Here is a 15,922-nt window from a genome sequence, read left to right as displayed (position 1 = left end):
CGATCAGCTACCGGACGCCGCGCGGTCGATGAACAGGCTGCCCTTGGTGACGACCTGCTCGCCTGGCTTCAGATTGCTGGTAACCTCGACGAAATTGCCATTGATGAGGCCGATCTTGATCTGGCGCAGCTCGACCGACTTGTCCTCGCGCGCGACCCAGATGCGGACCTTGTCGGCCTCATAGATCAGCGCCTGCTTCGGCACCGCCGGCGCGGCACGGTCGCCGGCCGAATAGATCGTGACGTTGGCGAACATTTCCGGCTTGAGCAGGCCGTCCTTGTTGTCGATGGTCGCGCGAACCAGCAGGCGGCGGGTGTTGGGATCGATGGCGGCGGCGACGTAGCTGATCTTGGCGGTCAGGGGGTGGCCCGGCAGCGCCATCACGTTGACGCTGATGTCCTGGCCGATGCACACCGCGGCCGCATCGCTCTCGCGCACGAAGGCGGTGAGCCAGACCGTGGAGAGGTCGCCGATCACGAAGACCGGATCGCTGGCGCCGGAATTGACGTATTGGCCCGGACCGATCTTGCGCTGCACGACGGTGCCGGAGATCGGCGAATAGATCGTGATCTCCCGATCGATGACGCCCTTGTCCTGGAATGCCTTGATGGTCTCGTCGGTGAAGCCGAGGATGCGCAGCTTGTTGCGCGCGGCTTCCAGCGCCGTCCCCGAGGAGCGCACGTCGTTCTGCGCCTGGACCTGGGTCGTTTCGGCCTGCTGATAGTCCTTCAGCGGAATGGCGCGGCCCTCATAGAGGTCCTTGGCGCGCCTGAACTGGATGTCGGCAAGATCGATCGCAGACTTCGCCTTGTTCTGCGCGGTCATCGCCGCGATGAAATCGTTCTGGGCCTGCACGGTGTCGGCGGCCTCGATCGTGAACAGCGGTTGACCTTGCTTCAGCATCTCGCCCGGCTTGGCGAGCAGCTTGGTCACCCGGCCCGCATAGGGCGAGAACACCGGCGTCGAGCGATCCTCATCGACCGCGACCTTACCCTCGGTGACATATTCGGCCCGGAAGGTCTTGGCCTTGACCGGCTCGATCGTCAGCGTCGCCCACTCGGACGGCGTCGGCGTGAAATTCTGCGCATTCCTGCGCGACTGGCTGGAGACCTCGGAGTGGCTCTTTTCCTTGGCACCCGCACGCAGGAAGCCATAGGCACCGGCGCAGGCGAGTGCCAGTAAAACTACGGATGTGATCACCCGTTGTTTTGTAAACACCTGCAATCGCTTGGTATTTTCAACTACCATGGGGCCCGGTCAAGTCTGCGACGATCTCGGCAGACGCCTGCCTTATCGGTCGCGCTAATAGTGCTGAATTGGGATTTCAAACAACCTAAAAAACGCCAGCCACCTTTCCGTTTGCGTTAAAATATTGCATCGCGTCAGCTTCACGTCAGTTTCAAGCCGGCCATTGTGACGGATGACTACCGAGCGGCATCGCCGGGCGGCTCCATCGCGCCGGCGTGGTCGACAGCAGCGCGGAATGGCGCACCGCCTTCAACGTGCCGAAGCCAGATGGCACGGACTCGATGAATGCAGCATGTACGGCCTCGCCCGTAAGATCCGGGGTATCCAGGCCGCCATCGAGCCGGCCGAGATTCCACAGCCAGCGTCCGGTCTGCGCCAGCGACACGCGCACGTGCCAGCTCCCGCCCTCGCGGGCCTGGCGTGCCTTGGCCATCATCGCACCGAACGCCATCAGATAGCCGGTGGCATGGTCGAGCATCTGCGCCGGCAATTCCTTGGGACCGTCGATGCCCGCGGCCTGCCCCTCGGCGTGGTTGAAGCCCGTCGTGGTCTGCACCAGCGAATCGAAACCGCGCCGCTCCGCCCAGGGGCCGGCATGGCCATAGGCCGACAGCGTGACATAGACGATGCCGGGATTGATGTTCGCTGCATCCTCCGGCGCGAACCCGAGGGCTGCAAGCGCGCGCGGACGATAGCCTTGCGAGAAGATGTCGGCGCCCTTCAACAGCTCGCGCAACTGCGCCCTGCCCGCCTCGCTCTTCAGTTCGACCAACGTGGTGAGCTTGCCGCGGCCGGTGTCGATGGTGAGCCAGGGAATGGCCGGCAGCTCCGGCCCCGAGACGAGCAGCACATCCGCGCCGTGCGCAGCGAGCGTGCGACCGGCAACGGGGCCTGCGATGACGCGAGAGAGATCGAGCACGCGCAGGCCGGAAAGCGGACGATCGCCGTTCGACGATCCCTGCGGCCATGGCTTGGGCGGGGCCTCGCCGATCTTCTCGATCGAGACCAGCGGCAGTTCGGCGAGCGCGCGCGCCTGCGGCAGCGCGGACCATTCGTCGTAGGAACGCATCAGGGCGACAACGCCGCCCGCGGCATAGGCCGCAGTTTCAAAATCCTCGCCCTTCCATTGCATCAATGCGGCCTGAACCTTGTCGCGCTCGGGCTCGCAACCGAGCACGTTGCAGACCGCGTCGCGATGATGCGGGAAATTGGTGTGGCAACGGACGAAGCGGTTGTCTCCGGTTTTGTAGACGCCGGCGATAGCGTCCCAGGCTGGCGGTGGCGGCTTGTCGTCGAGGCGCAAATAACGCTCCGAACGGCATTCGGCGACGGCGTGGCGCATGTCGACGGAGACGTCCTGCGGCTCACCGCTGCGCAGTCTCCAGATTTCGGCGGCGGCGAGACCGGCGGCGGCGATCGTCGTCTGCCCGGCGACGGCGACGCGGAACGAGGACGGAATTTGCGGCTCCTCGCCGGTCAGCCGCACGCGTTCGAGCGCGGCCTTGTCGCCGCCGATGGAGGTCCAGAGATCCTTGAGAATATCGGCGGGGCTTTGCATGACCGCTTCTCTCCCTTTCAGATTTAAGCATGATCTTTTCGGAAATCCGCTGCGCATTTTCCGGATCATGCTGTAGTTTTCGCGACCATGTCATGATCGCAGAAAGGAATGCAATGGCCGCCGTAGATCCCCTCACCGCAGGCGCCGTGTTTATCGCAACGGCGGCCACCGACGCAGTCTATGTCATGTTCACCTCGGCCGTGATCGCGCGCAAGCGCGTGCCGGCGGCGAACTGGAGCGCGGTCTGGTACCTGCTCTCCTCCTACGCCGTGATCAGCTACACCGAAAACCCGTTCTATGTCGCTTTCGCGGCGATCGGCTCCTGGGCCGGCGCCTACGTGTCGCTGACCTTCCTGCACCGCCCGCCCGGCGGCCCGCCGGTGGGGGCGGCACCGGAGTGAGGGAACCGCCTCTCCGCGTCGTCATTGCGAGGAGCCCTTGCGACGAAGCAATCCAGACTGTCTCTGCGGATGCATTTCTGGATTGCTTCGCTACGCTCGCAATGACGAATTGGAGAGTTCAGCATGTCTCTCGAAACGGCTACACTCTTTGCACCAACAAAAAGGAAAACCAAACAATGGATCTCGGTCTCAAAGGCAAGAACGCCATCGTCCTCGGCGGCACGCGCGGCATCGGGCGGGCGATTGCGGCGACGCTGGCCAGTGAAGGCGCCAACGTCGCGGTGTGCGCGCGCAACGCGGATCAGGTCGCGGCGACCGTCACTGAACTCAAGGAAAGCGGGATCCGCGCCAGCGGCGGTCCGGTCGACGTCACCGACGGCGCGGCGCTGAAATCCTGGATCGAGACTGCTGCAAAGGAGCTCGGCGGCGTCGACCTGCTGTTCGCCAATGCCGGCGCGATGGCGCAGGGCCACGATGCGGCGTCCTGGGAACAGAACTTCCGGCTCGACGTGCTCGGCGCCGTGCATGCGTTCGACGCCGCGCGGCCGTTCCTCGAGGCCAGCGGCGAGAAAAGCGGCGATGCCGCCTTCGTCATCATCTCCTCGATTTCGGCGGCGCAGGCCGATCTCGCCAGCTCCTACGGCCCGATCAAGGCGGCGCTGATCCACATGGCCAAGGGATTGGCGCGGCAATACGCCAAGAAGAAAATCCGCGTCAACGTGGTGTCGCCCGGCACGGTCTATTTCAAGGGCGGCGTCTGGAACGTGATCGAGCAGAAGATGCCGGAGCGCTACAACGACGCGATGAAGCGCAATCCGACGGGCCGCATGGCAACGCCGCAGGAGATCGCAAGCGCGGCGGTGTTTCTGGCAAGCCCGGTGTCGGGGTTCACCACGGGCTCCAATCTCGTCGTGGACGGCGCGATCTCGAACCGGGTGAATTTTTGAGACGAGCACACTGTCGTCGCCCGGCTTGACCGGGCGACCCAGTATTCCAGAGACGGCTAGGCTAGAGCCGAGGGGCCGCAGCGTACTGGATACCCCGCTTTCGCGGGGTATGACACCGAGAGTGTGACACGGCCCGGCTCAACAAGCTCGTCATTGCGAGCGCAGCGAAGCAATCCAGAGTCTTTCCGCGGGCGGCAGTCTGGATTGCTTCGCTGCGCTCGCAATGACGGTGTGGCGACATTCTGCGTCACATCCTCAATGAAAATCCCGCGATGGCGGCAGGATGCGGACGTTGCGGGGGTGGCGGATTTTTTGCGCCGGCATATCCGCGTGGGCCCGGGGATCGTCGTTGAGGGGCTCGATCAGGTCGGCGCCTGCCGGCACCGGATGCTTGCGGCTCAGCGTATCGTTGGCAAGACCGACCAGATCGTGCGAGCGGTCGACCATGCGCTGGGCGATGAGATGCGTCACCTTTTCAGGGCTGCTCTGGATATAACCCTCGACCAGGATGAGGCGCGCGCCCATCACTTCCTTGCGGTACTGCTCCATGATCTTGGGCCACACCACGACATTGGCGATGCCGGTCTCGTCCTCCAGCGTCATGAACACAACGCCGCTGGCGCTGCCCGGCCGCTGCCGCACCAGCACCACGCCGGCGCAGCGGACGCGGCGCCGCTCGTTCTCATGGCTGATGTCCCTGCAGGCCACGACACGCTCGCGCGTGAACATCTCGCGCAGGAACTCCATCGGATGGCCTTTGAGTGAAAGCCGGATGGTCTGGTAGTCGGCGACGACCTGCTCGGCGCGTGGCATCACCGGCAGCGGTTTTGCGTGCTCGTCCGGCTGCTCGCGCGCGATCGCCGCTTCGAACAGCGGCAGCGGCACGTCGTCGGGCAGCCGCCGCACCTGCCACAGCGCCTCGCGGCGGTCGAGGCCGAGCGAGCGGAACGCGTCGGCATCCGCGAGCAGGATCAGCGCACGCTTGGGCAGCCCGGTGTCGCGGGCGAAGTCTTCGAGCGAGGTGAACCGCTGGCGGTCGCGAGCCTTGATAATGCGGTCGGCCCAGTCTTCCTGAGTGACATAGACCTTGCCCTGCCGCTCAGCCTGCTGCCTCTTAAGCTCCTCCTCATCCGGATCGAGCCAGTGGAAGCCGTCGATCTGGCGAAAACCCAGACGGACGGCGCAATATCCGTCGTCCATATTCTCCAGCGTATTCTGCGCAAAACTGCAGGACACGTCGATGTCGCGCACCTCGACGCCATTCTTGCGGGCGTCGCCGACGATCTGCGCCGGTGCGTAAAAGCCCATGGGCTGCGAGTTCAGCAGGCCGCAACAGAACGCATCGGGGTGATGATATTTCAGCCATGACGAGATGTAGACGAGCTGCGCGAAGCTCGCGGCATGGCTCTCCGGAAAACCGTAGGAGCCAAAGCCCTTGATCTGGTCAAAGCAGCTTCTGGCGAAGTTGGCATCGTAGCCGCGCGCGACCATGTTGCCGATCAGCTTCTCCTCGTATTGGCCGATGGTGCCGACATTGCGGAAGGTCGCCATCGAGCGGCGCAGGCCGTTAGCCTCCTCGGAGGTGAATTTCGCCGCCTCGATCGCGATGCGCATGGCTTGCTCCTGGAACAAGGGCACGCCTTTCGTCTTGTGCAGCACCTTGTAGAGCTCGTCCGCGGGACCGTGTTCGGGTGATGGCGAGGGATAACTCACCTTTTCCTGGCCGTTCCGCCGCCGCAGATACGGATGCACCATGTCGCCCTGGATCGGCCCGGGGCGCACGATCGCGACCTCTATGACGAGGTCGTAGAAGGTCCGCGGCTTCAACCGCGGCAACATGTTCATCTGGGCGCGGCTCTCGACTTGGAACACGCCGAGCGATTCCCCAGCACACAGCATGTCGTAAACCTTGGGATCGTCCTGAGGGACACTCGCCAGAACCCAGCGCTTGCCCTTGTGGTAGTCGATCAAGTCAAAACATTTCCTGATACAGGTCAGCATGCCCAGCGCGAGCACGTCGACCTTCATCATGTTGAGCGCGTCGACGTCGTCCTTGTCCCACTCGATGAAGGTGCGGTCGTCCATCGCGGCGTTGCCGATCGGCACATAGGTGTCGAGCCGGTCCTGCGTCAGCACATAGCCCCCGACATGCTGGGAGAGATGGCGCGGGAATTCGATCAGCTCGGTCGCAAGCTCGACCGCGAGGTTGATCATGGGATTGTTGGGATCGAGCCCAGCCTGCCTGACCTGCATGTCGTTGAGGCCCTTGCCCCAGCTTCCCCAGACGGTGTCGGCGAGCGCGGCGGTGACGTCCTCGGTCAGGCCCAGCGCCTTGCCGACGTCGCGAATGGCGCTGCGCGGGCGGTAATGGATCACGGTCGCGATGATCGCGGCACGGTGGCGGCCGTAGCGGCGATAGACATATTGCATCACCTCCTCGCGCCGAGAATGCTCGAAATCGACGTCGATGTCAGGCGGCTCCAGCCGCTCCTTGGAGATGAAGCGCTCGAACAGGAGATCGACGCTGGTCGGATTGACCGAGGTGATGCCGAGCACGTAGCAGACCGCCGAGTTCGCCGCCGATCCCCGCCCCTGGCACAGGATGTTCTGGCTGCGCGCATAATGTACGATGTCGTGCACGGTGAGGAAGTAGTGCGCGTATTTCAGCTCGGCGATCAGCGCGAGCTCTTTCTTCAGGGTCGCGCGCAGCTTGTCATCGATGTTGCCGCCGAAATATGTCTGCACGCCCGCCCAGGTCAGATCCTCCAGATGCCCTTGTGCGGTCTTGCCTCGCGGCACCGGCTCGTCCGGATACTGGTATTTGAGCTGGTCGAGCGTGAAATCGATCTTGCCCGCAAAGCGCATGGTCTCCGCGATCGCCTCGGGAAAATCGCGGAACAGCCGCGACATTTCGCGTGGCGTCTTCAGGAAGCGCTCGGCATTGGCTTCGAGCTTCCGCCCGATCGCCTCGATCGTGGTTTTTTCCCGGATGCAGGTCAGCACGTCCTGGAGCGGACGGCGGCCGGGATCGTGATAGAGCACCTCGTTGGTCGCGAGCAGCGGCACGTTTGCTTTGGCGGCGAGATCATCGAGCCGCGCCAGGCGGCGGCGGTCGTCGCCGCGATAGACCAGGCTCGCCGCCAGCCACACGCCCTCGGCGCGGCTGTCCTTAAGCTTTGCGAGAACATCCAGCGCCTGCTCGGGCTCGAACCGATGCGGCAACGTCAGGACCAGGAGCTGGCCTTCCGCAAACTCAAGAAGATCACCGAAGGTGAGACGGCACTCGCCCTTCTCGATCCGCGTGATGTCATCGCCGCGCTTGCCTCTGGTGAGGAGCTGGCACAGCCGGCCATAGGCGGCGCGGTCGCGCGGATAGACAAAAATGTCGGGCGTGCCGTCGATGAAAACAATGCGCGCGCCGATCAGCAATTTCGGCTTGTGCAGCACCTTGTCATTGTCGAGCTCCTTGTAGGCGCGCACCACGCCGGCGAGCGTGTTGTGGTCGGCAATGCCGATCACGGGAATGCCGAGAATGCTCGCCTGATGCACATAGGCGCGCGGATCCGAGCCGCCGCGCAGGAAGGAGAAGTTGGTGGTGATGCCGATCTCGGCATAAGCAGGCGTGTTCATGCGAAGAGACCGTGCACATACCAGTTTGGAGGAATGGGTTTGCCTTCGTCGTCGAACACCTCTCCTTCGTAAAGACCGTCGCGAAAGATCCAGAAGCGCAGGCCTTCGGCATCCTCGATGCGGAAATAATCCCGCGTCAATTGCTTGCCGTCCTGCCGCCACCATTCCATCGCGATGCGCTCGGGCCCTTCCACCCGCACCACCGCATGCAGCGCGCGTCGCCAGGTGAACTGATGCGGCGGGCCGTCGGGCACGGTCGCGAACGGCACCTTGATCGGCTCCGGTCTGTCGAACAGCCGCAGGGGGCGCAGCGGCGGCTCGCTCTCGGCGCGCGCCGGCCATTCGGCCTGCATGGCCACGGCGAGATGGTGCTGGGCAGGCGCGGCCAGCACCGCACATTCGGGGATATGGGTATCCTCAGGCAAATGCACGACGACGCGCTTTCCGCCGATGCGCGCGGCGATGCGGTCGATCAGCGCGGCGAGCTCGTCATTGTCATGGACATGGGCGTCGAGATCGCGCTGCTCCTGCACCACGATCTCGGTGCGGCTTGCCGACAGTCGTACCATGTCGAAACCGAAGCCGGGATCCAGCGGATCGGCGAGCGCATCGAGGCGCTCGCGAAACAGCCGGTCGATGACTTTGCTTTGCGTGACCGGCCGCCCGGTCTCGACCATGATCGCGCGCACCACGCCGTCGGTACGAAAGAAGGCGGCTTCCAGGCGCCGCGCGCCCTTGCCCTGCTTCTCCATGGACGCGATCAGCGTATCGGCCAGCCGCGACAGCGTCATCGCGATCATGGTGTCGGTGGCGATCGGTTCGGCAAAGCGCTTCTCCACGATGTAATCCGGCAACGGTTTGCGCGGATTGATCGGGGCATCGCCATGCCCCTGCGCATGCGCGAGCAGCGTGGAGAACCGCGCGCCGAACCGCGCCGTGATCTCATGCGGCTCGCGCGAGGCGACATCGCCGATGGTTTTCAGACCGGCGCGGCGCAGGCCAGTGGTGATGGCCTCGCCCGCACCGAGCGCAGACACCGGCAGCCGGCTGATTGCCGCCGCCTCCCCGCCATCGGCGACGATGGTGCCGGAGGCCTGCCGCGTCAGCGTGCGCGCGCAGACCGAGGTGCCGGCGATCGCCGCGCTGACGGCAAAACCCTGACGGGCGAGTGCGCGGACGAAGGTCTGCAACAACGCAGCCTCGCCGCCGAACAGATGCGCGCAGCCGGTGATGTCCAGAAACAGCCCGTGCGGCGGATCGAGCGCCACCAGCGGCGTGAAGCGGTCGCACCAGTCGGCGACGTCGCTGAGCGTCTTCGCATCGGCCACAACATCGGCGTCGAACACTTTCAAGTCCGGACACATCGCCCGTGCATTGGCCAGGGGCTGGCCGATGTGCAAGCCGAGGCGCTCGGCGGCTTCGTCCAGCGCATGGATCACCAGCGCATTGTTGTCCTTGATGACAACGATGCTCGGATCATTGGTCTTACCCAGCGCGCCGAAGAACCGCTGAATCCGATCGATGGGCAGGCGCGGCAGCCACAGGCTGAGGATACGCCGACGGTTCACTGAACTGGCACTCATCACATTTCCATTCCATGATCCACCGGCCGCACGGGCCATGACGATTGCGCAAGAGCTCGGCATCGAAGCGCGGCGCGCCCCAGGAACTCCATGCCGGGCCCGGCGGCGAATGCGCCGCGCGTAACATCCACCGTGTCTCCGCGGTCGAGGGCAAAGGCTGCGCGGCCATCCGCAACATCAGGCCGGTGACGCCGGAAGATTGCGCGGCCAGCGTCAGCTTGCGGCTCGCCACGAGATCGAACTGCCGCGTCTCACCCCAGAGCTCGAGCACGACGGCGCCAAGCGCGTCGCAGGCGAGCGCATCGGCCGAGGTCCGCAGCGCGCTCTCGACATCGGCGGCACGCACCATCACCACGCGGCGCGGATCAAGACCGATCTCGGCAAGCCCGCTCATCGACAGCGCGCCGGTCTCGAGTTCCGAAAAATCCTGCCGCACCCACAGCAGCGGCCGGCGCCGCGAGACACGCCCCGCAAGCCCCATGACAAAACCCGTCGCAGCGGTTCCCTGCCGGCCCTCGCAAAACACCTCGTGGATCACCGCGCGCGCGAGCCCGCCCTTCAGCGCGCTGTCGACCTCGCCGTGGCCGAGCGCGACGCGATCGTGCTGATGCACGACCTCCGCCGTCTCGATGCGCTCGATCTGGCCGCGCAAGGTCGCAAGCGCGTTCATCCGTGCGCCGCTCATATACGCCGCTCCTTCAGAGGTGATTGCCGAGGTTCTCAAAAATAAGAACCTGCGGCTGGCTCATTTGTTCATGATATGTTCTAATATAAAGCTAACAGCGGCCGGGGAGTCAATCGAATTGGTGCTCATCCGGATTCGTAAGCTGAATCAAAGGGATCCCACGATGGACGTACAACGCAAGCTGGAGATTCTGGCTGATGCCGCCAAATACGACGCGTCGTGCGCCTCCAGCGGTACCGAGAAGCGGGATTCCAGCGATGGCAAGGGCATGGGCTCGACCGCGCCGGGCATGGGCATCTGCCATTCCTACGCGCCGGACGGACGCTGCATCTCGCTGCTCAAAGTGCTCCTGACCAACGCCTGCAACTACGACTGCCTTTATTGCGTCAACCGCGCCTCCTCCAACGTGCCGCGTGCCCGCTTCACCATCGACGAGGTGGTCAAGCTCACGCTCGACTTCTACCGGCGCAACTACATCGAGGGCCTGTTTCTCTCCTCCGGCATCATCCGCAGCCCCGACTACACCATGGAGCAGGTGGTCAGCGTCGCGCGCAAACTGCGCGAGGAGCATCACTTTCGCGGCTACATCCATCTCAAGACCATTCCCGAGGCCGACGACGCGCTGATCGCGGAAGCCGGCAAATATGCCGACCGTCTCTCCATCAACATCGAAATGCCCGAGGAGACGAGCCTGCAGCAATTCGCACCGGAAAAGGATGTGCGCGCGATCCGCCGCACCATGGGCCGGCTGCGGCTGAAGCTCGACGAGGTCGAGGAAGGCCGCAGCGCGAAGACGAAGGCCAGGCCGCAGCGTTTTGCACCGGCCGGGCAAAGCACGCAGATGATCGTCGGCGCCGACAGTGCCAACGATCACACCATCCTGCACACCAGCGCCAATCTCTACGGCTCCTACAGGCTGAGGCGCGTCTACTACTCCGCCTTCAGCCCGATCCCCGATGCGAGCCGCGCGCTGCCCCTGCGCGCGCCGCCGCTGCTGCGCGAGCACCGGCTCTACCAGGCCGACTGGCTGATGCGGTTCTACGGTTTCGACGTTGCGGAGATCGTTGACGACAGCGCGATGCTGCCGCTCGACATCGATCCGAAGCTCGCCTGGGCGCTGCGCCACCGCGACCGCTTCCCGCTCGACGTCAACCGCGCCAGCCGCGAGGAGCTGTTGCGCGTGCCCGGCTTCGGCACCAAGGCGGTCGAACGCATCATCGCGACACGACGCACCACCACGATCCGCCTCTCCGATCTCGCGCGGCTGCATGTGCCCCGCAACAAGGCGCTGCCGTTCATCGTCCTCAGCGATCACCGCCCCGCGCCGCACCGCCTCGACGAGGCGCGGCTGATCGAACGGTTCAAGCCGAAGGCAACACAACTGGGGTTTGGCTTCTGATGCAGTACATCACCCTCGACACCGAAACCGATTTCGACGGCTGGCGCAAAGCCGCACGCAGCCTCGTGCTGCATCATGTGCCGCCAACCGATGTCACCTGGACCGTGCAAGGCGGCGAAGCCGAGTTGTTCGCACCGCCCGCGCCGTCTCCGATATTTGAGGTGAACGACGGCACCTTCAACGTCTCGGCAAAATTCGTCGAGCTCGCCAAGGCCGCGATCCTGCATCGCGATCCCGAGCGCTTTGCGATCCTCTATCGCCTGCTCTGGCGATTGAAGGACAATCACGATCTCATCGAGGTCGCGACCGATCCTGATGTCGCGCAAGTCACCGCCATGGCAAGAGCAGTCCATCGCGACGAGCACAAGATGCATGCCTTCGTGCGCTTCCGCGAGATCGGACGCGAGCGCGCAGCGCATTACGTCGCCTGGTTCGAGCCGGAGCATCACATCGTCGAGCTCGCCGCGCCGTTCTTCGCCAAGCGCTTTGCCGACATGCCCTGGTCGATCCTGACACCCGATCTGTGCGCGCATTGGGATGGCCACGCGCTCTCATTCACCCCGGGTGTGAGCAAGAACGAAGCACCGGGCGAAGACCGGCTGGAGGAAACCTGGCGGCGCTATTACGCCAGCATCTTCAACCCGGCCCGGCTCAAGGTGAAGGCAATGCAGACGGAGATGCCGAAGAAATACTGGAGGAACCTGCCCGAGGCGTCGATCATTAAGCCCTTGATCGAGGACGCCGAGCGCATGACCGGCGCCATGATCGCCAATGCCGCAACCGATCCGCACAAGCCCCAGAAGCGGCCGGAGGCTCCGATGCCACGCAAGCTGGCTGCCGACGATCTCGAAGCGCTCCGCGAGGAGGCCGCGCACTGCCGCGCCTGCCCGCTCTACAAGGACGCGACGCAGACCGTGTTCGGCGAGGGCCCGAAAGACGCGACCATCATGCTGGTCGGCGAGCAGCCCGGCGACAAGGAAGACCTCGCCGGCCATCCGTTCGTCGGCCCGGCCGGCCAGATGCTCGATCGGGCGCTTCAGGAAGCCGGCGTCGACCGCAACAAGGTCTACGTCACCAACGCGGTCAAGCACTTCAAATTCGTGCCGCGCGGAAAGATCCGTCTGCACCAGAAGCCGGCGACGCCGGAGATCCGGGCATGCCGGCAATGGTACGAGCGGGAAGTTTCGGCAATCCAGCCCGAGCTCATCGTGGCGATGGGCGCCACCGCCGCGCAAAGCGTGTTCGGCAAGATCATCCCGATCGGCAAGACCCGTGGCCGGCTCATAGACCTGCCCGACGGCCGCAAGGCGCTCGTGACGGTGCACCCGTCCTATCTGCTGCGACTGCCCGATCCGGAAGCCAAAGTGCTGGAATATCAGCGCTTTGTCGAAGACCTGAAGATTGCCGCCGGTTTGCAGAAGAAAGCCCCGCGCGCCGCCTAAATACTGGCAAATACTGGAGGGAAAGCGACTTTACGACGCAGTTGTCATCCAGCCTTCAAATCCATCGCGGACAATAGCCCTTCAAATTAGTTAAGGGGCGTCCAAAAAATGACAGATGTTGCATTCGACCGTGCGGTAGGCGATCCGACGCCTGTCCAGCCGGCTTCCAGGCCCAATCTCGACAAGGGTTTTAACCCGCTCACGATGATCCTGTTCTTCGGCATCCTTGCCGCAGGCCTGCTGTTCGTTGCCTACAGCATCTATGTCGACGTCAACGCGACCGGCACGAAGGTGACGACCTTCCTGCCCTACATCCTCTTGTTCGTCGCGCTGCTGATCGCGCTCGGCTTCGAATTCGTCAACGGCTTCCACGACACCGCCAACGCGGTGGCGACCGTGATCTACACCCATTCGCTGCCGGCTGAATTCGCGGTGATGTGGTCGGGCTTCTTCAACTTCCTCGGCGTGCTGCTGTCCTCCGGCGCGGTCGCGTTCGGCATCGTCTCGCTGCTGCCGGTCGAGCTGATCCTCCAGGTCGGCTCCAGCGCCGGCTTCGCCATGGTGTTCGCACTCTTGATCGCCGCGATCATCTGGAACCTCGGTACCTGGTATTTCGGCCTGCCCGCCTCCTCCTCCCACACGCTGATCGGCTCGATCATCGGCGTCGGCATCGCCAATGCCGTCATGCGCGGCCGCGACGGCACCTCGGGCGTCGACTGGAGCAAGGCCACCGAGATCGGCTACGCGCTCCTGCTGTCGCCGCTGTTCGGCTTCATCTGCGCCGCCGTGCTGCTGCTGTTGCTCAAGTTCATCGTGCGCAATCCGGCGCTCTATGCCGCGCCCGAAGGCAACAAGGCGCCGCCGCTGTGGATCCGCGGCCTGCTGATCGCGACCTGCACCGGCGTCAGCTTCGCCCACGGCTCGAACGACGGCCAGAAGGGCATGGGCCTGATCATGCTGATCCTGATCGGCACCGTGCCGACGGCTTACGCGCTCAACCGCGCGCTGCCGGAGAGCCAGGTCGCCCAGTTCCAGAAGGTCTCGGACGCAGCCTCCAAGGTGATCGCGGCCAAGGGCGCCGGTCACTCGATCATCGGCGATCCCCGTCCTGCGGTGACGCAGTACATCACCTCGCACCACATCAGCGAAGGCACCTACCCCTCGCTGTCGGTGCTGGTGAAGGATGTCGGCGACCAGGTTGCGAAGTACGGCTCGCTCAACAAGGTACCGGCGGAAGTGGTCGGCAACACCCGTAACGACATGTACCTGACCTCGGAAGCAATCCGCTTCCTGATGAAGGACAAGGAAAACGACCTCAACAAGGAAGAGGTCGCGACCTTGAACGCCTACAAGGGCGGCCTCGATAGCGCCACGAAGTTCATCCCGACCTGGGTGAAGGTCGCCGTCGCCATCGCGCTCGGCCTCGGCACCATGGTCGGCTGGAAGCGCATCGTCGTCACCGTCGGTGAGAAGATCGGCAAGACCCATCTTACCTACGCACAGGGCGCCTCCGCCGAGCTGGTCGCCGCCGCCACGATCGGCGCCGCCGACGTGTTCGGCCTGCCGGTCTCGACCACCCACGTGCTGTCGTCGGGTGTCGCCGGCACCATGGCCGCGAACGGCTCGGGCCTGCAGATGGCGACCATCCGCAACCTGCTGATGGCCTGGGTGCTGACGCTGCCCTGCGCGATCGCGCTGTCGGCCACGCTCTACGTGATCTTCTCGCGGATCTTCTGAAGCCGATCACGCGCCTCAAAGACAAAGGGCCCGTGCGATGCACGGGCCCTTTTCGTTTGTGCTTCGGGGGTCGGCGTTAAGACGCCGCGAGCGATTCCTCGACCAGCTTGACCCAATAGGACGTGCCGAACACGATCGCCTCGTCGTTGAAATTGTAGGCGGGGTGATGCAGGCCGGCGCTGTCGCCGTTGCCGCAGAAGATGAACGCGCCGGGCCGCGCTTCCAGCATGTAGGCGAAATCCTCGCCGCCCATCAGCGGCGGCATCTCGTGCACATTGGCCTCGCCGGCAACGTTCCTGGCGATGCGCCGCGCCACCTCGGTCTCCGCAGCGTGGTTGTTCACGACAGGGTAGTTGCGCTTGTAGTGCAGGTCGATCTTGGCGCCGGTGATCTGCGCCACGCCCGCCACCACCTCGTGCACGCGCTTCTCGACTAGCTTGCGCACCTCCGGCGACAACGTGCGGATGGTGCCCCTCAGCGTTGCGGTCTGCGGAATGACGTTGCGGGCGTTGCCGGCGTGAAATTCGCAGATCGAGATCACGGCCGATTCCAGGGGATCGACGCTGCGGGCGACGATCGACTGCAGCGCGGTGATCACCTGCGCGCCGACCAGCACGGAATCGACGCATTTGTGCGGACGCGCGGCATGGCCGCCGAGGCCCTCGATCATGATGTCGACCTCGTCGGTCGCCGCCATGATCGGGCCCGGCCGGATCGCGAACGAGCCGATCGGAATGCCCGGGCCGTTGTGCATGCCGTAGACCTGCTCGATGCCGAAACGCTCCATCAGGCCGTCCTTGACCATGGCCGCGCCGCCGGCGCCGCCCTCCTCGGCCGGCTGGAAGATCACGACAGCATCGCCGGCGAAGTTGCGGGTCTCGGCAAGGTAGCGGGCCGCACCAAGCAGCATCGCGGTGTGGCCGTCATGGCCACAGGCGTGCATCTTGCCCGGAGTCTTGGAGGCGTAAGGCAGATTGGTCTGCTCGTCGACGGGCAGCGCGTCCATGTCGGCGCGCATGCCGATCACCTTGAGCCCGTCGCCGGCCGGCTTGCTGCCCTTGATCACGCCGACCACGCCGGTCTGCCCGAGGCCGGTCACAACCTCGTCGCAGCCGAACTCGCGCAGCCGGTCCGCAACGAATGCTGCGGTGCGGTGAACGTCGTACAGCAGCTCCGGATGCTGGTGGATGTCCCGGCGCCAGGCCTGAATATCGGGTTGGAGGTCGGCGACGCGGTTCACGATGGGCATGGAGGGTCTCAAGCCTTGTTGGGAATACAGGACTGTCTACCAT

At 64.5% G+C, this 15,922-nt stretch carries 11 protein-coding genes; 5 read left to right on the top strand and 6 right to left on the bottom strand.

The window, feature by feature from the left end; genetic code table 11:
* Positions 1–3: 3 nt before the first annotated feature.
* Positions 4–1,248 (bottom strand): efflux RND transporter periplasmic adaptor subunit, encoded by a 1,245-nt coding sequence (locus tag IVB46_RS35205; protein WP_247308318.1) that lies wholly within the window; start codon positions 1,246–1,248, stop codon positions 4–6.
* A gap of 151 nt (positions 1,249–1,399) precedes the next feature.
* Positions 1,400–2,806: a CoA transferase gene (locus tag IVB46_RS35200; RefSeq protein ID WP_247308315.1), complete on the bottom strand. Its 1,407-nt coding sequence runs from the start codon at positions 2,804–2,806 to the stop codon at positions 1,400–1,402.
* A gap of 113 nt (positions 2,807–2,919) precedes the next feature.
* On the opposite strand from IVB46_RS35200, the gene IVB46_RS35195 reads away from it, so the two are divergent.
* Positions 2,920–3,207, top strand: a complete 288-nt coding sequence (locus IVB46_RS35195; protein WP_085403970.1) for a hypothetical protein — start codon at positions 2,920–2,922, stop codon at positions 3,205–3,207.
* Between the two features lie 176 nt (positions 3,208–3,383).
* Positions 3,384–4,154, top strand: a complete 771-nt coding sequence (locus IVB46_RS35190) for an SDR family oxidoreductase (protein ID WP_247344594.1) — start codon at positions 3,384–3,386, stop codon at positions 4,152–4,154.
* A gap of 255 nt (positions 4,155–4,409) precedes the next feature.
* Here the strand turns inward: IVB46_RS35190 and IVB46_RS35185 are convergent, their stop codons facing one another.
* From IVB46_RS35185 to IVB46_RS35175, 3 genes are read right to left on the bottom strand one after another with little or no spacing between them, the layout of a single operon-like run.
* On the bottom strand, positions 4,410–7,784 hold the full coding sequence (locus tag IVB46_RS35185; RefSeq protein ID WP_247308309.1) for an error-prone DNA polymerase: 3,375 nt from the start codon (positions 7,782–7,784) through the stop codon (positions 4,410–4,412).
* Positions 7,781–9,367, bottom strand: coding sequence for a DNA polymerase Y family protein (locus IVB46_RS35180; RefSeq protein WP_247308305.1), 1,587 nt, complete (start codon positions 9,365–9,367; stop codon positions 7,781–7,783). Before IVB46_RS35180 ends, IVB46_RS35185 begins: the two co-directional genes overlap by 4 nt.
* Positions 9,270–10,052: a DNA repair protein gene (locus IVB46_RS35175; RefSeq protein ID WP_247308302.1), complete on the bottom strand. Its 783-nt coding sequence runs from the start codon at positions 10,050–10,052 to the stop codon at positions 9,270–9,272. Before IVB46_RS35175 ends, IVB46_RS35180 begins: the two co-directional genes overlap by 98 nt.
* Before the next feature lie 163 nt (positions 10,053–10,215).
* Between IVB46_RS35175 and IVB46_RS35170 the strand changes: the two genes are divergently transcribed.
* From IVB46_RS35170 to IVB46_RS35160, 3 genes are all read left to right on the top strand, one after another.
* On the top strand, positions 10,216–11,451 hold the full coding sequence (locus IVB46_RS35170) for a putative DNA modification/repair radical SAM protein (protein WP_247308299.1): 1,236 nt from the start codon (positions 10,216–10,218) through the stop codon (positions 11,449–11,451).
* Complete coding sequence (locus IVB46_RS35165) at positions 11,451–12,893, top strand: UdgX family uracil-DNA binding protein (RefSeq protein WP_247308296.1); 1,443 nt, start codon at positions 11,451–11,453, stop codon at positions 12,891–12,893. The genes IVB46_RS35170 and IVB46_RS35165 overlap by 1 nt, the downstream gene beginning before the upstream one ends.
* Before the next feature lie 108 nt (positions 12,894–13,001).
* Positions 13,002–14,630 carry an inorganic phosphate transporter gene (locus IVB46_RS35160; protein WP_071915688.1) on the top strand — a complete coding sequence of 543 codons (1,629 nt, stop codon included), beginning with the start codon at positions 13,002–13,004 and terminating at the stop codon, positions 14,628–14,630.
* Positions 14,631–14,706: 76 nt separating this feature from the next.
* On the opposite strand, the gene IVB46_RS35155 is transcribed toward IVB46_RS35160, so the two are convergent.
* Positions 14,707–15,879: a M20 aminoacylase family protein gene (locus IVB46_RS35155; protein WP_085403878.1), complete on the bottom strand. Its 1,173-nt coding sequence runs from the start codon at positions 15,877–15,879 to the stop codon at positions 14,707–14,709.
* Positions 15,880–15,922 lie beyond the last annotated feature (43 nt).

The sequence above is a fragment of the Bradyrhizobium sp. 61 genome, assembly GCF_023073075.1.
GTDB classification, from domain to species: domain Bacteria; phylum Pseudomonadota; class Alphaproteobacteria; order Rhizobiales; family Xanthobacteraceae; genus Bradyrhizobium; species Bradyrhizobium barranii.
Note: the sequence above shows the minus strand (reverse complement) of the source record. Positions and strands in the feature narration are given on the sequence as shown.